18 protein-coding genes are annotated in these 21,287 nt (G+C 52.7%); 8 read left to right on the forward strand and 10 right to left on the reverse strand.

Features of this window, described 5'->3' with window-relative positions; translation table 11 throughout:
• Positions 1 to 12: 12 nt before the first annotated feature.
• The 3 genes from Pla22_RS05520 to Pla22_RS05530 are packed head-to-tail and all read right to left on the reverse strand — an operon-like array spanning position 13 to position 3,420.
• Positions 13 to 834 carry a glycosyltransferase family 2 protein gene (locus tag Pla22_RS05520; protein ID WP_146513729.1) on the reverse strand — a complete coding sequence of 274 codons (822 nt, stop codon included), beginning with the start codon at positions 832 to 834 and terminating at the stop codon, positions 13 to 15.
• Complete coding sequence (locus Pla22_RS05525) at positions 827 to 2,362, reverse strand: ArnT family glycosyltransferase (protein ID WP_146513730.1); 1,536 nt, start codon at positions 2,360 to 2,362, stop codon at positions 827 to 829. Before Pla22_RS05525 ends, Pla22_RS05520 begins: the two co-directional genes overlap by 8 nt.
• Positions 2,359 to 3,420: an NAD-dependent epimerase/dehydratase family protein gene (locus tag Pla22_RS05530; protein WP_242631814.1), complete on the reverse strand. Its 1,062-nt coding sequence runs from the start codon at positions 3,418 to 3,420 to the stop codon at positions 2,359 to 2,361. The genes Pla22_RS05525 and Pla22_RS05530 overlap by 4 nt, the downstream gene beginning before the upstream one ends.
• A 269-nt stretch (positions 3,421 to 3,689) precedes the next feature.
• Here Pla22_RS05530 and Pla22_RS05535 point away from each other — a divergent pair, with 269 nt between their 5' ends.
• A complete protein-coding gene (locus tag Pla22_RS05535; protein ID WP_242631815.1) occupies positions 3,690 to 4,478 on the forward strand; it encodes a heparin lyase I family protein in 789 nt (262 codons plus the stop codon).
• Between the two features lie 86 nt (positions 4,479 to 4,564).
• Here the strand turns inward: Pla22_RS05535 and Pla22_RS05540 are convergent, their stop codons facing one another.
• Positions 4,565 to 5,986 carry an AAA family ATPase gene (locus tag Pla22_RS05540; RefSeq protein WP_165440524.1) on the reverse strand — a complete coding sequence of 474 codons (1,422 nt, stop codon included), beginning with the start codon at positions 5,984 to 5,986 and terminating at the stop codon, positions 4,565 to 4,567.
• 91 nt (positions 5,987 to 6,077) lie between these two features.
• Here Pla22_RS05540 and Pla22_RS05545 point away from each other — a divergent pair, with 91 nt between their 5' ends.
• From Pla22_RS05545 to Pla22_RS05555, 3 genes are all read left to right on the forward strand, one after another.
• Complete coding sequence (locus tag Pla22_RS05545) at positions 6,078 to 6,416, forward strand: histidine triad nucleotide-binding protein (protein WP_146513733.1); 339 nt, start codon at positions 6,078 to 6,080, stop codon at positions 6,414 to 6,416.
• A 132-nt stretch (positions 6,417 to 6,548) separates the two neighbouring features.
• Positions 6,549 to 7,076: a carbon storage regulator gene (locus Pla22_RS05550; protein ID WP_165440525.1), complete on the forward strand. Its 528-nt coding sequence runs from the start codon at positions 6,549 to 6,551 to the stop codon at positions 7,074 to 7,076.
• Positions 7,077 to 7,243: 167 nt separating this feature from the next.
• Positions 7,244 to 8,137, forward strand: coding sequence for an ATP-binding response regulator (locus Pla22_RS05555; RefSeq protein WP_165440526.1), 894 nt, complete (start codon positions 7,244 to 7,246; stop codon positions 8,135 to 8,137).
• 10 nt (positions 8,138 to 8,147) lie between these two features.
• On the opposite strand, the gene Pla22_RS05560 is transcribed toward Pla22_RS05555, so the two are convergent.
• Positions 8,148 to 9,539, reverse strand: a complete 1,392-nt coding sequence (locus tag Pla22_RS05560) for a serine hydrolase (RefSeq protein ID WP_165440527.1) — start codon at positions 9,537 to 9,539, stop codon at positions 8,148 to 8,150.
• A gap of 129 nt (positions 9,540 to 9,668) precedes the next feature.
• Here Pla22_RS05560 and asnB point away from each other — a divergent pair, with 129 nt between their 5' ends.
• Positions 9,669 to 11,576, forward strand: a complete 1,908-nt coding sequence (asnB, locus tag Pla22_RS05565; protein WP_146513737.1) for an asparagine synthase (glutamine-hydrolyzing) — start codon at positions 9,669 to 9,671, stop codon at positions 11,574 to 11,576.
• 12 nt (positions 11,577 to 11,588) lie between these two features.
• On the opposite strand, the gene Pla22_RS05570 is transcribed toward asnB, so the two are convergent.
• A complete protein-coding gene (locus tag Pla22_RS05570; RefSeq protein WP_146515248.1) occupies positions 11,589 to 12,722 on the reverse strand; it encodes an aminotransferase class I/II-fold pyridoxal phosphate-dependent enzyme in 1,134 nt (377 codons plus the stop codon).
• Positions 12,709 to 13,917 (reverse strand): acyltransferase family protein, encoded by a 1,209-nt coding sequence (locus tag Pla22_RS05575; protein ID WP_207310301.1) that lies wholly within the window; start codon positions 13,915 to 13,917, stop codon positions 12,709 to 12,711. Before Pla22_RS05575 ends, Pla22_RS05570 begins: the two co-directional genes overlap by 14 nt.
• A 244-nt stretch (positions 13,918 to 14,161) precedes the next feature.
• On the opposite strand from Pla22_RS05575, the gene Pla22_RS05580 reads away from it, so the two are divergent.
• The 3 genes from Pla22_RS05580 (at position 14,162) to Pla22_RS05590 (ending at position 16,787) form a co-directional block, all read left to right on the forward strand.
• Complete coding sequence (locus Pla22_RS05580; protein ID WP_146513738.1) at positions 14,162 to 14,386, forward strand: RNA-binding S4 domain-containing protein; 225 nt, start codon at positions 14,162 to 14,164, stop codon at positions 14,384 to 14,386.
• 118 nt (positions 14,387 to 14,504) lie between these two features.
• Positions 14,505 to 15,110 carry a hypothetical protein gene (locus Pla22_RS05585; protein ID WP_242631816.1) on the forward strand — a complete coding sequence of 202 codons (606 nt, stop codon included), beginning with the start codon at positions 14,505 to 14,507 and terminating at the stop codon, positions 15,108 to 15,110.
• Between the two features lie 204 nt (positions 15,111 to 15,314).
• Positions 15,315 to 16,787 carry a tetratricopeptide repeat protein gene (locus Pla22_RS05590; RefSeq protein WP_242631817.1) on the forward strand — a complete coding sequence of 491 codons (1,473 nt, stop codon included), beginning with the start codon at positions 15,315 to 15,317 and terminating at the stop codon, positions 16,785 to 16,787.
• A 50-nt stretch (positions 16,788 to 16,837) separates the two neighbouring features.
• Here the strand turns inward: Pla22_RS05590 and rnc are convergent, their stop codons facing one another.
• The 3 genes from rnc to Pla22_RS05605 all read right to left on the reverse strand — a co-directional run bounded on the left by rnc (position 16,838) and on the right by Pla22_RS05605 (position 21,183).
• Entirely contained in the window at positions 16,838 to 17,602 is a 765-nt protein-coding gene (gene rnc / locus Pla22_RS05595) for a ribonuclease III (protein ID WP_242632020.1), read from the reverse strand.
• Positions 17,603 to 17,994: 392 nt separating this feature from the next.
• Positions 17,995 to 19,785: an alkaline phosphatase gene (locus Pla22_RS05600; RefSeq protein WP_146513739.1), complete on the reverse strand. Its 1,791-nt coding sequence runs from the start codon at positions 19,783 to 19,785 to the stop codon at positions 17,995 to 17,997.
• An 81-nt stretch (positions 19,786 to 19,866) separates the two neighbouring features.
• Positions 19,867 to 21,183: an outer membrane protein assembly factor BamB family protein gene (locus Pla22_RS05605; protein ID WP_146513740.1), complete on the reverse strand. Its 1,317-nt coding sequence runs from the start codon at positions 21,181 to 21,183 to the stop codon at positions 19,867 to 19,869.
• Positions 21,184 to 21,287: the final 104 nt, after the last annotated feature.

Genomic DNA, 21,287 nt, shown 5'->3' on the forward strand with positions numbered 1-21,287 from the left:
CGTTCGGCAATGTCATTCATTCTTGGCAGTTAAAACAGCATCTTCAACAAGAGGAATCTCTTGGCCGAACGTCACCTTTCCGAATCGCTCGCTCTTAACATCATCGCTCATCAAGATCCGTTGGAAGAACAACATCAGCAGCGTGCAAAGGTAACGACGGCCCATCTCACCCATTCGCAAATTGGTCGATCCCCAAGTACGGCCTTCCCAGCCAATCGGAATTTGCGTGATTTTGTAACCACCGATTAGCGCACTGAGTGACATTTCAAGTGTGATATTGAAATGGCACGCTTTGTATGGCCCACACGTTTGCACCACTTCGCGGCGATAGGCTTTGAACGCGTTCGTCAAATCGTTCATATCGGTCCAGAACATCCACTGAACGACTTTATTGACGATCCGGTTGACGACCAACTTTACGCGCGGATAGCGATTCACTTCCGCTCCTTTGATGAACCGTGATCCGAACACACAGTCGTAGCCTTCCTGGATTTTTTGGTAGTAGGCGAATGCATCTTCGGGATGGTCCGAACGATCGGACATGTAAACGATCACAACATCGCCGGTTACATAAGCGAGGCCAGTGCGGAGGGCTCGGCCGAAACCTCCGGGTGGGTTACGACGTATCAAACGAATGCTGCCGGGCCAATTCTTGGCGACCTTCAACACTTCGGCTTCCGTGTTGTCGTGGCTGTTGTCGTTAACAACGATGACCTCGGTGCGCAATTCATGCTCACCAATTAAACATTGCAGCAGTTCATCAATGCAGGGACCAATATTGGCCTCCTCGTTGTACGCCGGCAGGACGACCGAAATTTGCGGAGGTTCATTCATTGTTCTTGTTTTTTTGCACGAACCAATCCACAAAACATTCCTGGGGTACGTCACGGCTTCCAAACCGCTTTACGAAGCTCGCGTCGTATTGGTTTGCCCAGCCCGCATCTTCTCCTTCCCATGCCAGCAATATTCCGGTGTAGTCGAGTTCACGATCGCCCCAATATTGTTGCCTTTCTTGGCAAAGTAGCGTTTCTCGCCCGCTTAAATACAACGGATAAACGTACGAAAGGTCGGCCAGGAATAAGCCTTCCTTGGGCAACTCGTCCAGGACTTCTTCTATGAAGTGAGTGCCGTGGTACTGGGGATCACCCCAATTGGTGGCATAAAGCCAAGTCGAACGCAGCCCAGCCCCAGGCAACATGAGGCCAATCGAAAGAATCCAAACCGACAATGCCACGATCGTTTTGAACTTCGATGAATAGCTTGCAATCAGATAATCAATCGCAGGTGCCAAACCCGCCAAGATCCACAAACTTGAATAGACCCAATACCCTTTGATTGGATGTAATCCGGCGACTACCGCTGTCAAGTAAACGCTCGACCAAACAAGCGCCAAGTAACCAATCGCTTCGCGTCGTGGTCGAGTCCTCCAAAGTCCGATCGATGCCAACACGATGGCGACTAGGAAGAAAGCGCATTGCCAGGGCCCCAATAGCTCAAAAAGTATATTGGCGTGATGGCGAAGCGATACCCACGGCCAAACCATACGACTGGTAAGTCCGGGCCCGGCACGATCAAGCACATTGGGGAAAAACTGACTTCGGAATTCGTACGGGAACTTGATAATCAACGGCAACCAAAGACAGAACGTCGCTCCGCAAGCCACGCCAAAGCAAAGCAAATTGAGTGCTTTGGAACGTACTTGTCCCCTAGCACACAACATCGCAACGCCAGCCTGCATCGCGAACACAAGGGCAAGCGGGTGAAACAACCCGCCCAACCCGCACGCGATTCCGCTGCCAACCAGCAGTCGACGTTGACGATCCTCAGACGCTGGCGTCAGATAGTTCCAAAGTAGCGTTAGCGAAATCCAACCACAAAATGCAGATAGCAAATCAGGTCGCACCATCAGGCCGGTGAACATCAGCGGTCGACTAAGTGCCAACAACGTTGCCACCAACAACGACATTGACAGCGACGATCCCAAACGCCGGGCGAGGTGGAAGGTTAAAACGATGGCGGCAATCGCCCCAAGGAAAAGCGGAATCCTTGACGTGGGATAGCCAGGTGGAAAGATCGCATGAAAAGGAGCTTGCACGTAAAACAGCGCAGGCGGCAACGTGAACATGCACACGTCGGCATTTTCAAAAAACGTACTTCGATCTTTCGTTGGCAGATACGGAATTCGAGGAATCCCTTCGTTCCACACGGTCCAACCGGGGACCGCAAACCACTGCTCATCTTGACCGCCGGGAGCATGAACCAAAATTGGCAATCGCAACGCAACATAGAGCGTGATCGGAAGAAGTACCCAAAGCCATTGACGCTTCGTCTTGCTAGTCGGATCGTTCGTTGATGCTGTCACTGAGACAACTCCAGCCAACCTGGGTTCGATTCCGCATGCACCGCGATCTCTTCAAGTGTGTCGTTCATGGATACTTCTGGTTTCCAGTTCCAATGTTGATTTGCGAGAGCCGAATCCAACACCACCCAAGGTAGATCAAAAGGCCTTTCTTCATCACTTGATTGAATCGCATGTTTGCCGAACCGGTCGTCACACCACTGAGTCAATTGCTTCAACGACATTGCGGATGCTTGACCCCCGCTGACATTGATCGTTCTCGGTACGTTCTTGCGATCACCAGAGGCGATCTGCGTCGACACGAGTTGGGATAGGTCGCGAACATTCAAGCAATCACGAACCTGATGACCGCTACCGCCAAAGCCCAAGTACTTTAGCGGTTGTCTGCGAAGATGACTGTGAAGCCAAAACGAAAAGATGCCCTGGTCGGCACGACCAAACTGCCCTGCTCCTGCCAGCACTCCACAGCGATTGATCCAAACGGGAAAGTCATAAGTGAGACCATACTCAAGTGCCATCGTCTCTGAAGCAATCTTTGTCGCGCCATACATGGATACCGGCGCGGCGGTTGAAAAATTCTCGTTGATACCGTCATCGGTTAAACCAGGGTCGGTCGTGTCAGAAACCACAAACGCATCCTTTTGAATGTCAAGTGAAAGCGAAGTGAGTGCTTCGATCGAATAGACACGACTGGTGCTCAACAACAAAAATCCAGCATGATGGCGTTTGCAAAGCTCCAGCAAATGGATCGTACCGAGCAGATTGTGCTGGACCAATTGCAACGATGAATTCGCCCCATCGACGCCCGCTAGCACGCTCGGCAAAGCTGCTGCATCAATCACAAAGTCCATCGGGCCAATCGTTTCCAGGTCACTGGCAAGCCTTAAGTCACCATGTCGAACATCGATGCCTTTCGAGACGAGTTCACGACGATTGGTTTCACTGCCTGGTCGAGCCAAATTGTCCATTCCCACAATTTTGATTGTCGAATCAGACTCAACGAGGTGCCTAGCGATGGATGAACCAACGAATCCACAAACACCGGTAATAAAAATGTTCAAACTGCTCTTCCCGACTCCATGTGGTATCCGACAACGGCTTCTTAGATGGCAGTATAACAGAGCCATGATCGAAACGATGGTGCCAATCAGTTGGTTCAACGATGCGTGCCAAACCGACTTATTAGAATTCGATCGCCGGTTCGTCGGCGGCGAGAACTTTCGTCGTCGCCCATGCATGTTTGAAGCGGTCGCAAGGACTCGAAAAGCAACTTCCATCACGGTCTAGCATTCCCCGTTTTCTGAACACGAGCCCCTTAGAACAATCATCCATGAACTGTCACTTGATCGTTGCTGCGTCCTGCGTGTTGCTGATGATCGTGGGATGTAGCCAGTCGGATGATCGCGACGAAGAAATTTCCTACTTAAGCATCCTCATGCCAGAGAGTCTGGTGAAGTACTCGACGCTCGACATTGCGTCCCGCGATAACATTGTGAAAGTTGTCGAAGACGACGCGAGTTATCTTGGGTTCAGAATTTACCCAGGACAGCAACGTTTGCATGGAGGCATCCGATCAGAAGTCAGCGTTGATTTTCCTTACCGGGAAGGTGACACGGTTGTTTACTCGTGGCAATTTAAACTGGAAGATGACTTTACGTCCGACCAACCCCACAATCGTTGGTGGATCATTGGCCAATGGCACGACCAGCCTGACCTTACGAAAAACGAAACGTGGGATACTCACGCCTCACTAAGTCCGCCGATTAGTTTGTGTATCGGCGAAAAGGAAGGCAGCATGATGCTGGTCATGACATACGGTGTTACCCGCGAAGACCAGCCGCAATCCACATCCCAAGCGGTTCGAATTAATCGTGGAAAATGGTATCGAGCAAAGACTCGCATCACGTGGTCGCAAAGTAAAAAGGGACAAGCAAAGTTTTTTCTTAGCGAGTCTGATCACCCATCGACTGAAGAGCCAGTGATTGAAGTGGAAGGGCCCAACATGAACAACGCTTATCAGCACTACTTCAAGATGGGTATGTATCGTCATCCGGATATTGATACTGACAATTGCATCTATCTGGACAAGCTTTCTATCTTTGTGGTGAACAGCCAATAGTCCATTGCGGAACTCTTCCCAGACACAATCCGCGTGCAAAGGTCAAAGGTCTCTTCCAACAAAGGAATCGAATTTCGAACAGTCGACTAGGCAGGCTGGGTGGGGGCGACGTTAGCCCATGAATGATCTTCAACAGATAGTGGGATCGAGGGAGTATCGGTTTCAGAGCGATCTCCGTAGTGCAATTGAAGCGCTAACCTGCCACAACGTTCTTGGAACTGGGCGGGCGTGTCGTCCTTGCCTTCAGCGCATACAGCGTCGGTCCATCCGGGCCAATCACTCAAAATTCGTTCCGCCAACTTTCGACGTCCTTTCCCGTCAAGCGTGCCCATGGTCACCACTCGGTCGATGCGTCCGGGACGCGATCCAATGCTGCCGGGTTGACCAATCGCGGGGTCGATACGGTCAAGATGATTGGTCGTTACCAAAACCATCAACCCATCCGCCCGTTGCACACCATCGAGACAATTAAGCAAACAGTCAAAGGTAAGCCCCGGTCCGTTTTGCATGGCAACATTCTTACGTCCATCGAAAACTGCATCCATGTCCTCCATCAATGCCATGCAGGGCACTTCCGAGAGCATCTGGTTCCAAGCTTTCAGCAGTTCGTCGTTCTTGACCGTTGCCAAGTCATACACGAACACAGGCAAGTCCAAATCTTCCGCCAGTGCTCTTGCCAACGCAGTCTTTCCCGTTCCCGGCTGTCCATGCAACAAGTAACCTCGCCGCCAAGGCAGGCCTCGTTCCAGGTGCCAATCTTCGGTCTCACGCCATCGCTTGGCTTCTTGAACTAAATCCAATGCATTTGCATCGAGCGATAGTTTTGCAATCGCACTGGAATCGTCATCCGGGTCCACACCAAAGTCTCGGAAATCCCATTCAAGCGGACGATGACCAAGGCACGCACGAATGTCGCTATTGCTAGTCGGACAACCGCCACCGGACTTGGGCTTCACCGTCACCATGGCCGTGTTACCAGCAGTACCGTGGATAAATCGAATTGAATGACGACGCCCCCCGGTCGATTCGTACCCGCGTACGTGTTCGTTGAAGAACTGAGTGGCATCGATGATCAACTTGTCAGGGTCGATCGTTCCGCGAGCAAATGTGATCGTAATGGTTTGGTAGTCGTAGTCGGCCGCTTGCAATCCTTCTTCGAGGTCACCGAGTCCGTCCTTAGTTTTCGCTACCCAGATTGGACACCAGCCTCGCCAATACAAGCGACCCGAAGGCGGCGCGATTTCCATCGAAACTAATTGCACACGTTTGCGAGGTCGGACAAATAGCTTCCAGCCTACGTAGGCCCGCGGACCAAATCGCGATGCCGTGTAATGGTGCTTCAAATAAAGCAGAATGGCATCGGCTTGATAGCCGCTGGTGGTAATTCGTACGACTACTCGACCGGCAATCTGAGAGTACAGACTCTTGACGTGAGTCCAGCCGGTTGCCAACAAAGTGACCACCGCTGCCCCTCCGGCAAGCATCCAACCGTTCAACGCTTCTTCCACAATTGATCTCTTCAGGTAATAAACAGTTGGCACGTTCCCTATTGCCAGACTTCCACGCACTGACACGCGTAAACTCCGAAAGGTTCCCGCTATGGCTTCGATCTTTACTAGAATCATCGACCGCGAAATTCCCGCCGATATCCTTTACGAAGACGATTTGTGTCTTGCGTTTCGAGACATCGCGCCCAAGGCTCCGACACATTTTCTTGTGATACCCAAGAAGGAAATCGTTTCACTTGCCGATGCTGGCGACGACGACGAAGCGATTCTCGGTCGCTGCATCCTGGTCGCCTCGAAAGTCGCAGCAGCCGAAGGACTCGAAGGTGGCTATCGACTGGTTGCCAATACACGTGATGACGGCGGTCAAGAAGTGCCGCACCTGCATTTCCACGTGTTGGGCGGTCGCAAATTGTCCTGGCCACCCGGCTGACCTCAACGTCATCCATAAAGGAACTGTAACCACACTGACTAATGTTCTCTTGTTCACTTCGTGGTTAGTGGATATATTTTCACTACTGATTAGGAAGTTTGGTTCGATGGAATGTCACCGAAGGAGACACAGATGTTGGTTTTATCCCGAAAAGAAGGCGAAACGATTGAAATCCCGTCGCTGGGAATTGTGATTCAAGTTTCAGCAGTGAAGAAGTCCAGAGCTGTCCTCGGCATCGAGGCACCAGGTGACGTCCAGATTGTCCGGGGCGAGGTCATGGATCGTGACTTGGACGCTCATCAAGGCCATTTGAGCCAACGATCGAGTGAGCAGCTCTTGATCGAGTTGGAAGCCGAAATTGCTGCGTTAACGGAAATGTGTTCCGAAGAACACAGATCGGTCGCGAATCAAACTGCTCTTCAAACTCTGCAGACGCTTCGCAATTTGCGAAGACGATGGCAGCAGCAACATTCCGGCGACAACGAGGCTCGTCCTCTTTCTGACTTTGTCGCCGTCCGATCCGAAGTGCTTGAGCATTTGATAAATAGCCGCGCTAAGACAAGCGAACCAGACATTCTGGTCACACCGCCCGACTGCGTTCGTCAATCGAGCGTCGGTTATGTCATCGGCGGCGAAGGCGCTGTTTGCCAAGTCGCATAGCATTTGTTGTTTCAAAGGATCATTGGTACTGCACCGAATGGGTGGTAGCCAGTGCCAGTGATCGCGAGCGAATGACGACAGTGTCCCTTTCACCGTTCCGAGTGCATTAAGCTGGAGAGATGCAAACTCCCGAGCGATTCGGATTCTTTGATTGGGATGAGACGACGATGGCAAAAATCTTACTGGCCGAAGACAGCCCTACCCACGCGGCTTTGATGAGTCGAATCCTAACCGATGGCGGGCACGATGTGACTCATGTTGAAGACGGTTGTCGTGCACTCGAGGCGATAGGAACATCACCACCGGAACTCATCGTCACAGATTTGCAAATGCCGGAAATCAACGGATGCGAATTGGTCTCAACGGTTGCCGAAAAATACCCCACAATCCCCACCGTCGTTGTCACTGCTCGCGGTAGCGAATCACTCGCCGTTGATGCTCTAGCCAAAGGCGCTACGGATTTTGTACCCAAAAGTATGTTGGCAAAGTTGTTGCTGCGTGTGGTTCGGCAAACACGGTTGATGGCCCGATCGGATGACGCAATCGATTCGATATCCAAGTCGCTTAATCATCAAGAGTACACGGTCATCCTGCCTTCGCATCCCGATGCCATTGGGCCTCAGGTGCGAACTATCGTTCAATCCCTTGCTGCGCAAGGATTATTGGATCCCACTCAACGACTACGGGTGGGAACCGCGGTAGCTAGCGGGCTGTTTAACGCAGTTTGTTTTGGGAACCTACAAATTGCCGATGCCGAGAATCTTGTTTCACGCTACTTGGCTGATGACGCCGACGCGGTCGAAGAACTGCACGTGCGAGCGAAAGATGCTAACTACCGTGGCGAGAAAGTAACGCTGATGGTGTCCATCGGTAACGCTGACACACGAATCGCGATCAGCCACTCTGGGCATGGTCAGACGACACGAATGAATCCCGCACCGGGAACCCCCGAGTCCTTCGAACTAGAGCAGTGCCGCGGGTTGATGTTGATGACAAGCTTTATGGATGATGTCATTTTCCGAAGCAACGGCAGCGAAGTGGTGCTGATCAAACAGCACTGAAGGTAGGGTTTCACTTTCGTTTTCCGGGAACTTTCATGCCGGACTGGAATAGGGTCAGTGACGAAGCAGGTCCAGAATCGGGAAGCTCAAATTCGATGGTTGCTTCGACGACCCGATACTTCCATTTCGTTTCGCTGATGGCGAAAATCTGCACTTCTGGCTGGCCTGTCAATTGAGCAAATAGTTGCGATTGATCAGCACGAACTGTTAGCACGGCACCCGGTGCTATTTCGTACTGTCCCGCCAATCGTGCAACGGTTTCGGCGGGAACGGTTAACGCTTCGTCGAATGACTTTGGTTCAACGTTCATTCCTGCGATTGTTTGGATGAACTGTCCCGCCAACGCGTCCACATCGCCCATCGCGGTGTTGCAAAGCACTACGACTGCAGCATTGAGTTTGGGGTTCACCATCAACATCGTGTGGTAGCCCCCGGTTTGACCGTTATGCCAAAGAGTTTGCTTGTCTCTTGCGAAATGCCACCCCAGTCCCATCGCGACACCGGATCCGATAGGGGCGGCGTGTTTTTGTTGGCTCAATCTCATTGCCTTACCAAGATCATTGTCCGGTGGATCAAGACTAGCGGCGGCAAAACGAAGCATGTCAGACGTTGTGCTGAAGACTGAGCCCGCGCCAGCCAAAGAAGCGAAGTGCCAGTTGTAATTCGCATCGAGGTTGGCGTCATGTGGCGGTGCCAAGCGAGATTTCTGCGAATCACTCAGACAGCTAGGATCGAGCATCGCACCAGTGTCCGTCATGCCCAGTGGTTCCGCGATGACACGACGAATCAACACATCGTAGTCGTCACCGGATCGCATTGCTAAAACGTCGCCAAGTAAGCCAACCGCTAGATTTGAGTACTCGCTTTTCTCGCCGGGTTTGGCGGCAGGATCGATCGAGGATAGGTACGTGTGCAGACTCTCTCGCGAATAGGTTGCATAAGGATCGGTGACGTTGCTGAGATCCAGATTGGCCGGCATACGTGGCAAGCCTGAAGTGTGTGTGGCAAGTTGAACCAATTGGACTGAATTCAGCGCGGGGTTTGCTTTGCTGACATCCGGCAACAACTCGCCGACGGTCGATGTCAGCTTCAGATTGCCAGCTTCGATTTCGCTAGCGAGCAGCAGCGACGTGAACACTTTACTGATCGAACCAATTTCATAGATGGTTTGGTCAGTAGGCGGGTTGGGAATGTCACGAGATAGAGTTCCCAAGTGATGAGTCAACGAAACATCGCCATCGATAACTCCGATTGAAATCGCATTGATACGCTTGGCATCCAGGTACGGTTTGACAAGTCGGTCAATCTGCTCGGGCGTAATCCGACGAGCATCTTGGGCGACGGCCGTTGGCACCAAAAACATCGTCACGCAGGCAATTAGAACAGTGCAGACAGCTTTCATCGTGATTCTCTTTCTCTCGAGGATGGTTTCAATGCCCATGGTTCGCAGTCATACTCTGACAGTTCGTTAGTCGCGGTTGGCAGCGGAACATTACGTACTAATTAGAAATAGTTTTGAAAGTCGTGGTTTATGTGTGGCATCACGGGAGCGATTTGGCGAAACCCCTCCCAGGGTATTGCTCCAGCGTTGTTGCAGCAAATGACGGACTCGATCTCTCATCGAGGTCCTGATGACTCGCAACTTTGGATGGACAGTGAACATCGAGACGCGTACGGCAGACTCGTTGGCGTTGGGCTCGGCTTTCGAAGGCTTAGTATCATTGACTTGGAAGGCGCGCGTCAGCCGCTTTCTAACGAAGATGGTCGCGTGAGAGTGGTTTTTAACGGCGAGATTTACAACTACCAAACACTACGTCGTCGATTGCAAGGTACCGGGCACACGTTTGCAACGCATGGTGACGGCGAGTCGATTGTCCATTTGTATGAAGACTTGGGCACGGATTGCTTTGCTCAGCTCAACGGCATGTTCGCGATTGCGATTTGGGACGCGAACCGGAATCGGTTGATCCTTGCCCGCGATCGCATTGGGCAAAAGCCGCTTTACTATGCGGCAACAGAAGATCGTTTGGTCTTTGGCAGTGAACTGAAATGTTTGGCCAAGGTCGATGGTGTTTGCAGCGACATCGACCCAGGCGCCATCGATGAATTCTTGACCTACCAATACATCCCGCATCCGGGAACGATTTGGAAAGGTGTTCGCAAGCTCCCGCCGGGCCACTTCGCGATTTACGAGAACGGCAAAGTCACCGTCGAGCGGTACTGGGACTTTGATCCAAGCGTCGAGCGACCGATCTCGAAGTCCGACGCTTGCGAGCGATTGCGTGAGTTGCTGACCGATTCTGTTCGCCTACGGATGCAAAGCGATGTGCCACTGGGGTCATTCCTTTCCGGTGGAATCGATTCATCGCTAATCACCGCGATCGCTCAAGCGAACTCGCCCGATCCAGTACGCACCTTTAGCATCGGATTTCCCGTCGCAGACTTTGACGAAACAAAGTACGCAGCCGAAGTTGCTCAGCACCTAGGCACCAAGCACCAGCGGTTCGAGGTCAATCCGGACGGCGTTGCAATCATCGATAAGCTAATCTGGCACTACGACGAACCGTTTGGTGATTCGTCCGCAGTGCCGACTTGGTACTTGTCAGAACTGACGCGGCGAGAAGTGACCGTAGCGCTTTCCGGCGATGGAGGTGACGAGCTATTTGCGGGTTACGAGCGTTACCGTGCCCTGTGGTTGAGTCAACGTTTGCAGCGATTGTTCCCGGTACGCTCCATACCAGGGATAGGACTGGTGCAACGTTTGCCCGATTCCAACAAACAACGTTCACTGATTCGAAGGGCGAAGCGATTTCTCGAAGCGATAGGGGAACCGGCATCGCGGCGCTACATGAATTGGCTGCAGATTTTTCCTGAGTCAATGCGTGCATCGCTTTATACGGATGAGTTTCTCGAGTCTTTACCCGGTGATGATCCCTTTGATTTTCTCGATTCCGTATGGAGTCGTAGCGAAGGTCGCGATGTGGTCACGCGGGCGAGCATGTCGGACGTGTTCTCGTACTTGCCATGTGACCTATGCACCAAAGTTGACATCGCTTCGATGGCTCATGGATTAGAGGTTCGCCAGCCGATGCTCGACTACCGCATCGTTGAATTTGCGGGATCATTGCCGGTGAACTTGAAGTTTCGTGGTCACCGTGGCAAGTTAATTCTTGAAGATACGTTCGGGTCGCTGATCCCTCAATCCATTTTTACTCGTAAGAAGATGGGCTTTGGAATCCCGATCGCCGGTTGGTTCCGCAATGAACTCAGAGAGATGGTTCACGATACCTTGCTCGCTAGTGACGCAAGAATCGGACCCTATTTCCGTCGGGAAGTTGTTGCGGAACTCGTTCGTTCACACGAGACCAACGAACATAATCACGGCTATCGACTATGGAACTTGTTGATCTTGGAAAAATGGTTGCGTGAGTGGGCATGAAAGTCCAAGTCATCAACGCACTTGGTTGATCGCCTCAATTAGCCCATCTACCATTTCGTCGCTGTGGCCAGCAGACACCGAAATGCGTAGTCGTGACGTACCGTCGGGAACGGTAGGCGGTCGAATCGCGGGCACGTAGTAGCCAAGCTTTAACAGAGCACCGGATAGTTCAGTGGCTTTTCGCTCGGCACCCACCATCAAGGGAATGATCGGAATTGCAGCCTCGAGTTCGCTGACGGGTGGCAAACTTAATTGCAAGCGAACTTCCTTCGCCAAAGCCGTCACTCGGTTTCGCAGTTCTGGTTCCGATTGAAGACGTTCGAACGATTCGATTGCCGCGATCGTTGCTGCGGGGGAAAGCGACGTGCTGAAAATGAGCGTTCGGCATCGATTGATTAAGTAATCAATCACAACACGAGGTCCAGCGACAAAACCCCCTTGGCTACCGATAGCCTTGCTGAGTGTTCCAATGCGAACGGGCACGCGTGATTTCACATCCAAAGCTTCGCAAGCACCACTGCCGTGTTCGCCGAGCACACCTGTCGCGTGAGCTTCATCAACGACAACGTTCGCATCAAATTGCTCGGCGATGTCGCAAAGATCATGAAGCGGAGCGATATGCCCATCCATGCTGAACACGCTATCGGTCACCATCCAAACATGGACGTACTTTGATCGTTGCGTCGACAAAATATTTTGCAACGTGTTTGTATCTCGATGCGGATAGACGATGCAATCGGCACGCGAGAGTCGACACCCGTCAATGATCGAGGCATGATTGAGTTCGTCGCTAAGGATCAAGTCACCCGCTTGCGGAAGTGTAGCCATGGTTCCACTACAAGCTGCGAACCCGCTCGGAAACACCACCGCGGCTTCGGTAGACTCAAGCCTAGCAATCGTATCGGCAAGTCGTTCGTGGTGGTCTGTCCAACCGCAAACCAGAGCACTGGCCCCGCTTCCAACATACGCAGAACGTTGTTGTTGACGTTGAGCTAGGCCGAGGTAATCGTTGCTGCCAAAGTTGACGATCGTGTGACCATCTTGCCGAAACTGTAGACCATTCGGGATTCGAGTAACCAATCGCCGATCGCGACCGAGACGACCGAGTTCGTCAAGCGATTTGGCAAGGTGATCAAATTTTGACAAAGACACGTTTCCGGTAAAGCCAAAGGAGAACGTAATACATGATGCCCAGTGTTGCGGCACCAATGAAGATCGGTGCCGTCCGTTCGCCGAACAATTCAAATGGGGCGCGTCCTAGGTGACGCACCAGCATTTCGCTGATTGGATCTGCCACAGTCCAACTCATCACGTAGATCAAGATCGAGTTCGCTCCGATGACCATGAACGGGAACGCCCACCTAGTCCAAGCTTTGACATCGCAAACGAGGTGCAGCACATAGAGCCAAAGCATGCACCAACCGCCACTATAGAGCGTGAACGAGGGCGTCCATATCTTCTTAACCAAAGGGACGATGTCGAGCCACGCGAGCAGCAATCCAACACCAATGCCAATGAAAGTCGCCGATAGAAAGCGATTAGACCTCGCTTGTAGAGTCAAAGGTTCTTTCATCCAAGTACCAGCGATCAAGCCGAATATCATGGTGACCATCGTGGGCACAAACGACAGCGTGCTGTAGCCGCCAGAGTTGTAAACGAACGGTTCTTCGCGAGGAAATAAATTCATCCACCACTGGTCGACCCGCCACGAAAGGTTGCTGTTGATATTCCATCTCGAAGCAAATCCTTCGTGGTGATGAGGCCAATCTGGGGCGACACCAACGGCCACGTAGTCGAAGTCGAACGGTGGCGGAGGCGCGATCGCGAATGCAGCCCAAAACAACACCAAGATGGTAAATGCCGAGGCGTAGTGAACCCAACGTGGCGATAGCGCGATCAAGACAACGAAGAAGTAACCTAGACCAATCTGAGTCAGCGTATCTTCGAAGGTAAAGTACGTTTGGTCTCGCCCGAGCGAACGCAGGACAATTCCCAAACCAATCAAAACCAAAGACCGCCAAACCGCATGCAGCAGCAAACGTGAAGTGGATTGCCCTTTCGATAACCGACTGGCGATCGAAAATGGCATCGAGACACCCACCAGGAACGTGAACGCAGGCTGAATCAGGTCATGTAACGAACAGCCCTCCCACTCCACGTGCGTCGTATGAAAATGCACCCACTCAAAGAACCAGTTCCCCGGAAACGCCCTCGCCAAAGACCCGAGATGTAGAAGTTCAGCCAACATCAAGAACATCACCATGCCTCGAAACACGTCGATGCTGGACTTCCGCTCGATCGGGCTAGCGGCTTTTACGGCGGGGGCGTCAAGTTTTTGCATCGTTACTTTGTGCGAGACCTACATTGTGATCAATAAAGTGAATGATAGGATTTCATTCTGACGGCTAGTCTTCGAGCCGCCCTGATCTCGAGGCAACCCTTGTTTGACGGGCAACTTTAGTTTGACGGGCAACTTTAGTTTGACGGGCAACTTTAGTTTTTATGAAAGCTCTGGGCATGGTAGCGGATCGGGTGGGCAATCGCACGCCAGCTAAGAAACAACAACCTTGGAAACGAACTCACCGATGGATAATGATGAAGCGAAAACGAATGTGATCCGACTGGCTGACTTCCTTAAAATCTCTGGTCTAGTAGAGACGGGGGGCGAAGCGAAGCAACTCATCCAGGCCGGCGAAGTCCGGGTGAATGGTGAGGTGGAAACGCGGCGACGGAAGCAGTTATCGATTGGAGATTTGGTGGAACTGCTGGGGCAGGAGCTCGAAGTTGACTTTGACGATCCTGACGAATGAGCTGGCCATGACCCATCGTCTGGAAATGAGCCTAGGAAAAGGTCGAAAGACAAACTGACGGGCTTCTTTTCCGTCCAAAGGAATCCCTATCCATCCATGGCGGAAGGAACTGCCGACTATGAAATCTACCATCCAAAAATTCTATGATTGCATCCGTACATCAGCCACCAAACGAGTGGTTCTGGGTACGTTGGCGGTCGGATTGACGGCGACTTCGGCGACAGCAGACTGGAAAGACTTTTGGCACAACGTCAATGTCGGCTACCACCGCAACAATGCGTGGCCTGATCCATTCAATGAAGTCGACGCGATGGAGGTCATAACACCATTCGAAACCATGAAACAGAATGGTTGGAAACTACACAACACCATCGGACACGAGCTGTTCCGCGAAGGTGATGGGGCTCTGCTTGCATCGGGAAACCAACGCGTTCGCATGATCGCTCAGACAGCACCCGAATCGCGACGGGCCATTTATGTCGTACGGGGCAACACTCCGTCGGAAACCGATGCTCGAGTCGCTGCGGTACGCCAATCGCTCGTGTCACTCAATATTCCTGGACCGGTTCCCAACGTCATGGTCACTGGCACCGAACCGCCAACCGCTTCGGGTGCATGGGCTGGCAAGATTGGCCGCGAATGGCTCAACAGCATGCCTAAGCCTGAATTGCCTCAGACAAGCATCAGCGGCGAAAAGGGTGCCGCCAGCGCCATCGGCGAATAGATTCGTCGCAGCCAACGCAATGTTAAAGACCAGCGGCACATTGGTGTCGCTGGTCTTTTTTTTTGGGATTTGCTGAAGTTCAGTAGAACTGCTTAAGTCAACCGGTCAATCCTGACGATTCCTCAGATTGAAACCATACCTTCAATCAATACGAACCGCAAAAGTTCTCTTTCATGTGAGAGCCCGCGCTGGGGAGAAAATATCGTGAAACCCGCGAAACAAGTCCGTCGAGCGATTCTTACTGTTCTGATCACCGGATCGACCTTTGGTCTGACAGGTTGTGCGAGCAAAGGATTCTCCGTTGCTTCGCTGAATCCCTTCAGCCGCAACGCTCCCGAAGGCATCACGTCTGAGACCGGAGCTAACCCTGGCATCACCGAATCGATCGCTGCTAGCGGAAAGAGCGCCGGCGCGACAGTCAAGTCGGTCAGCACTTCGGTAGGTTCATCGGCCAAAAGCATGTTTGGCAAATCCACGAACGCCGTTGCGAGCGTGTTCCGTCGCGACAGTGCAGATTCGACGGACCAGGTCGATAAGACCGATCCGCTGCGGCTCGATAACAAGCCGGACAAGATTGATCCCGAAGTGTTTGTCGCAAACGGCCAACTTTGGGAGTCCACCGGCGATGCCAGTAAAGCTATGGAAAGCTACACCAAGGCACTCGAGCAAGACCCGAAACACTCGCCTGCTTTGACCAGCATGGCTCGCTTGCAGTTTCGTCAAGGAAATCTTGATCAAGCGGTTACCTACTTCCAGCGAGCGATCGCGGAAAAGCCGCAAGACGCTGGGCTGCACAACGATTTAGGTTTGACGCTAAGCAAACTAGGCAACCAAGCCGCAGCAGTCGCTTCGCTGGAAAAGGCGTTGCAAATTGCTCCAGGCACGTCACGCTACGCCAACAACCTGGCAAGCGTCCGGTTTGAAGCTGGCGATGCCAATGCCGCGATGACCGTTTTGATGCAAAACAACAAACCGGCGGTCGCGCACTTCAACATGGCGTACCTGCACTACAAGGCTGGCCAAATGCCACAAGCTCAGACCCATCTGAGCGAAGCAATGAAGTTTGAACCTCAAGCTCAAGGCGACACCGCAACGGGTCGAGCGATTCAGCGATCACGTGACATGCTCGCCCAGATCAACTCGATGCACAACACAAATTCCATCGCCCAAACACAGGCTCGGCCTACGTTCGGCGGCGCCGTGACACCACCGGCATCGCCTGTGGCACCAAGTGCCCAGCCTGCTGCTAGTGGCACAACTGTGGCTGCGTCATCGGCACCTGGGAACATCACCTATCCGAGCATGCCTAGTTACAGTTCTCCGGTTCAGCAGACAAGTCAATCGGTTTCGACGACCCCTGCATCAACCGTGGCAAAGGCTCCGGCTTCGACTACGGTTCCCGCGAACACAGCGATCTCGGCAATCACGCCGCCGCCGGCAACAAACTCTAATCTACCGATTGCCTCGGCGACTCCATCGACGACTACGCCAGTTCCAAAGTGGAACACTTGGAATCAAGCGGTTGGCCAACAGCCTGCTGCTTCGGATCCAGCCGCGACGACGGCTTCGCTTCCGGCCGCTACTGAATCAAAAGTTCAGCCAGCATCCACCGAGGAACCGGCCTCGACCGGGTTCACGTTGCCCGACAATTTCCAAATGCCGGGAACCACCTACTAAGCTCGAACTTTCGAGCTCGAGTGTGGACGCCAACGATTCAACCCAAGCGCCTAGGTGCTTTCGGGGTAGGGCAACGGCAGGCCGTTAAGTTCTGCCATCGCATTGCTAGCAGCATTTTGCTCGGCGTCTTTCTTGTTGCTGCCCCAGGCGGCAGTGAATTGCCGGTCCGCGATCACAGCGGCAATCAAGAACGACTTGCGATGATCGGGTCCGGATTCTCGAACCAGTCGATACACCGGGGTGCTGGAAAGTTCACGTTGCGCGTACTGTTGCAGCGATGATTTGTAGTTGTTGGCGCCTTGGCCTTCGACGGCTCGCTTGACCTCGCCGGCGAGCCATTTCTTGAGTCGATCGCGAACGACGACGATTCCCCCGTCTAGATAGATGGCGGCAACAACCGACTCGAAGACGTCGCTTACCAGAGAACGAGGATAGCTTCGGTTTCTGGTCACACCGCGGCCGACGATAAGGCATTCATCTAGGCCCAATTGGCAGGCCACCTTGCCGCAAGCGCGACGACTGACCACCGCGGACTTGATTTTCGTCAAATCGCCTTCGTTGTACTCGGGGTAATCCTCGTAAAGCCATTGGCAAACGGTTAATCCCAGTACCGAATCACCTAGGAATTCTAGTCGTTCGTTGCTTGCCAGTCGGTGAGTAGCACCCGAAGCGTGGGTTAGCGCCGAAAGTAGGTACGAGACGTCTTTGAACTGATACTCGATGATTTCCTGGCACCTTAACAGCTTCGATTCTTGGTCCGAGCCATCGGCGCCATCTTTGGCATCAACCAATCGAATGACGTCTTCTTTTGACACCGAAGAATCGGCCGTTGACGTATCAACGTTGGGATCGGTTGACGTGTCAACGTTGGGATTTGAAGGAAACAAGTCAGCGGCGAAGACTTGATAATCGGGCGACGCATCTGAACCAAGATTTGATTCAGCGTCGCGATCAGTGGGGAGATCTTTCACGGTGTGACCGCGCAATCTCGAAAGATTGCGTCCTGGCGAGAACGTCGTTGAATACTTCCCAACTCGCAACGAAAAGATGCGTGCCAGAGATCCAACGATGGAAAACTACTTCGTCAGACGCCGGCGATTGAGAAACGAAGGTTCAGTTGTTGAACCAGCTCACTCAAGCGCCGGTGTTTGACCACATCCGCAGGTTAGCACGTCTGGATGAATCTGCCTACCGAGAATGGATAACTCTAAGGCTTCTGACTTTGCGCCTTTGTCTTTGCCTTTGCTTTGGATCCCGCTTCAGCGATTTTCTGGGGGTCGTCAATGACCAAATAATGCCCGTGGTCGGCGGTGACAATCACGGCGGTGACGTCCCAAGCCCTGTTGTCGTCGACCCACTTTGTCACAACTTGGAAAGCTTCATCGCCGCTGAGTACTGCGCCGATCGAGTTGTCAAGATTGTTGGCGTGATTGGCCCAGTCCACGTCCCCGCATTCAATCATCAACCAGAACCCATCGATGCTGCGTTCGAGAACCGTCAACGCGGCCGCCGTCATCTCGGCAAGCGTCGGATTTTCATGAAGGTCTGCATCGCTGTATTTTTCGGTTCCCGCAACATCAAACGTTGGTTTGTAGTCGCCATCTGCGGTTTGGAAAGGCAAGTGTTCCAACCCGAAGAACCCAAGCAACCGTTGATCATTGTCGGCGGCCTGTTCGGCGGCCTTCATCAACACTTTTCTTCCCGACGTGCCCGAGGTGCGTTTGGCGACCACGTACTTTCCACCGTTTTCGATGTTGACCTTATCGACATCGCGTTCGTGAAGGTACTTGTTGCCCGTGGCAAAATTGTCGCCTTGGTTCGAGTCAGATTTCGTACCTACACCGTGACCAGTGCCAATTAACACATCAAGACCGGGAAGCGGATCTTCGCGATGGGACGACGAAGGCAAGCCGATCATATCACGTGCGATGTCTTGATAGTCCTTTCGCGAAACGTTGTTGGCGTAGGCGGCGCCGGGAGTCGCGTGACTAACGGGTACGCTCGTGACAACACCGACCTTCATCTCGGTGGCGGCTTGAAGCTCTCTCGCAATCGGGGTCAAGAAGGTTCCATCGGCGGCAACATTGATAGAACCATTAAAGGTCTTTACACCGGTAGTTAAACTCGTTGCCGAGGATGCCGAATCGGTGACGCCGTGCGGTTCTTCGCGATCAAGGCCCATCAAATAGTCGCGACCTTTCTGTTCGTGCCAGGGAGCGTCACCCCCTCGCGTACGGTTGAAACCACCGGTGGAAGGTTGTTTGCCGCTTAAGACGGTTTGCGAATTGACATCGAATTTGGCGCCCGTCAACAACGGACTGGTAACAACGAGGCCGAAGTCGGTAATCGTTTGCCGCTCATCCTGGATGGCCAAACCGGTTCCTCGTCCGCTTTGGTAGGCAACCCTACCTTGCTTGTAGATTGACGCTGCCTGGGTCGTTTGCCAATCCATCCCATCAAACACCATCAAAATAATGTTGGTGTATCCCGCGTCCAACGCTGTCTTTTGCAGCCGATAGATATCGGTTTGATCAAAGTACATTGCCGAGGGATTAAGCGTGTGTTCGGGTACCAACCCATAAAGTTGCTTAAGCCGATCGGCGTCAGCGTACGGACTGCCCTGGTCTCGCCACGAATCTAGCGTGATGCCGAAGGTATAGACGGGAATCAAGCGGTTGCTGTGATTGGTCCAATTGCTGAATTTGCCGCTTTGATTTCCCCAGTGTCCATAGACCGCTTTTTGGTCACGCATGGACTGCGACTGCATGTCCCGCATCAGATCCCCTGTGTTGAAGCGATCAGGTTTCGGCTCGGTCGTTTCACTTTCGGATTCTGTCGCGTCGAGAGGCTTGGTGTCCGAGTTTTCATTCTCGGTTTTGCTGGGCACACCGATTTCACCACCGGCCTTCGGTGCGCTGGCCACATCTTGAGACCAAGACGTATCAAAGCAGAAACAAAGCAGGACGAGGTAAAGACCGAGTCGGTTGAATAATGTCATGGGAAACGACTTGGGATGCGACGGAAGAAAACGGTGAGGACAATCCAAGCAAATTTGCAGGACGGTATCTGGGGTCGCAGTTTAATCGGCAGACCCATTTGCTGTTAGGACGCCAATCGCAGCCAGATATTCTTGTCGTTGTCCGCCGCTTCCCTTTGCAAATCGCAGATAAAGCTGGTTGTCGACCGCCACGGGACTGGCAAACATGGAATCGCCAACTTGGTGGGTGGCCAAGAGTTCAAAACGATCAGGGATAGCCTTGATGATGAACATCTCCCCAGCCTCTGAAGCGAAATAGAAACGGTCTTGCACCAACAGCGGCGAAGAGCTGATTCCGCCACCAAATAAACGCTTCTTCCACATTTCTTTGCCATCGCTCGTTCGCCAGCAATACGCCACACCGCTGTCGGCAACAGCAAACACGAAGTTATCGATCGTCAAAAGCGACTGCTCGTAGCACTTCACACCATTGTTCCATAGCTGTTTCTCCGTTCCGTCGCCGCTGACGCACCAAGTTCCCGAAGCGGGGTTCCCACCGCTAATCATCACTCGTCGGCCATCCCAGACGGCAGTGCCGCAAATGGCTTCAGTGCTTTCGTCGACAGACCACAATTTGCGTCCCGTCACCGGATCGTAAGATGTGATCATCTCGGCTCCGGCCAACAGAACCTGACGCGTCCCAGCAATGGTTGCCGCAATAGGTGAAGCAAAATTCAAATTGCTTGGACGAGGTACCTTCCAACGTTCGACGCCCGAGTTACGGTCTAACGCGTAGAGTCCGCTATCGGGGCCATCGTATTCGGCTGCCACGATCACAAGGTCATCATGAATCAATGGACTAGCGCCATAACCAAATTGAAAACGCGACGGTTCAAAGCGGGATACGCGTTTTTGCCAAACCACTCGGCCCTCGATGGTCACCTTCGAAAGCATGATTGCATCGTCAGTGTGAAAAACCACAAACAAATCTTCACCATCGAATGCCGGAGTTGGCGAGGCATACGAATTGTTGGAATGAATTTGGGCCGGCAGAGTTCCTCGGTGCAAAACCCATGAGTTCATCAATCGTCCGGACTTGCGATTAATTTTCACAAGGGACTGCGTCTTTTCGTTTGCATCCGCTGTCGTCAAGAAAATGGACTCCGCCACGACGATGGGCGAGGAGTGCCCACGGCCGGGTATCTTTGTCTGCCAGAGGACATTTTCGCCGGTATCGATGTTCCACCGAATCGGTGCATCGGTTTCGGACGACGCATGGTTGTCGCCGTTTTCCCCTCGCCAACTTGGCCATGTTTCGGCGCGAACCTGGGTGTGCATGCTTGCTAAAGACAAGCTAACGGCGACCGCCCCCAGAAAAGTGGCGGTCACGATTGAGTTGTGAATCAGTCTGACTGACATGAGCTAAATCCATTGGTTCTGTCGGAGAAGAGACGATAGAGGCAATCCCGCCGGGTGCTTTCTTACCTGGATCTGATCGGCCATCATATCCCCAGAATGAATTT

Source organism: Rubripirellula amarantea, assembly GCF_007859865.1.
Lineage (GTDB): Bacteria > Planctomycetota > Planctomycetia > Pirellulales > Pirellulaceae > Rubripirellula > Rubripirellula amarantea.

Excerpts from the sequence above, each read along its gene's own strand:
- Pla22_RS05575 (WP_207310301.1), bottom strand. The coding sequence starts at position 13,917 with ATGCAAAAACTTGACGCCCCCGCCGTAAAAGCCGCTAGCCCGATCGAG.
- Pla22_RS05555 (WP_165440526.1), top strand. The coding sequence starts at position 7,244 with ATGGCAAAAATCTTACTGGCCGAAGACAGCCCTACCCACGCGGCTTTG.
- Pla22_RS05585 (WP_242631816.1), top strand. The coding sequence starts at position 14,505 with ATGAAATCTACCATCCAAAAATTCTATGATTGCATCCGTACATCAGCC.
- Pla22_RS05550 (WP_165440525.1), top strand. The coding sequence starts at position 6,549 with ATGTTGGTTTTATCCCGAAAAGAAGGCGAAACGATTGAAATCCCGTCG.
- Pla22_RS05535 (WP_242631815.1), top strand. The coding sequence starts at position 3,690 with ATGAACTGTCACTTGATCGTTGCTGCGTCCTGCGTGTTGCTGATGATC.
- Pla22_RS05560 (WP_165440527.1), bottom strand. The coding sequence starts at position 9,539 with ATGAAAGCTGTCTGCACTGTTCTAATTGCCTGCGTGACGATGTTTTTG.
- Pla22_RS05605 (WP_146513740.1), bottom strand. The coding sequence starts at position 21,183 with ATGTCAGTCAGACTGATTCACAACTCAATCGTGACCGCCACTTTTCTG.
- Pla22_RS05580 (WP_146513738.1), top strand. The coding sequence starts at position 14,162 with ATGGATAATGATGAAGCGAAAACGAATGTGATCCGACTGGCTGACTTC.
- Pla22_RS05545 (WP_146513733.1), top strand. The coding sequence starts at position 6,078 with ATGGCTTCGATCTTTACTAGAATCATCGACCGCGAAATTCCCGCCGAT.
- Pla22_RS05600 (WP_146513739.1), bottom strand. The coding sequence starts at position 19,785 with ATGACATTATTCAACCGACTCGGTCTTTACCTCGTCCTGCTTTGTTTC.
- asnB (WP_146513737.1), top strand. The coding sequence starts at position 9,669 with ATGTGTGGCATCACGGGAGCGATTTGGCGAAACCCCTCCCAGGGTATT.
- Pla22_RS05520 (WP_146513729.1), bottom strand. The coding sequence starts at position 834 with ATGAATGAACCTCCGCAAATTTCGGTCGTCCTGCCGGCGTACAACGAG.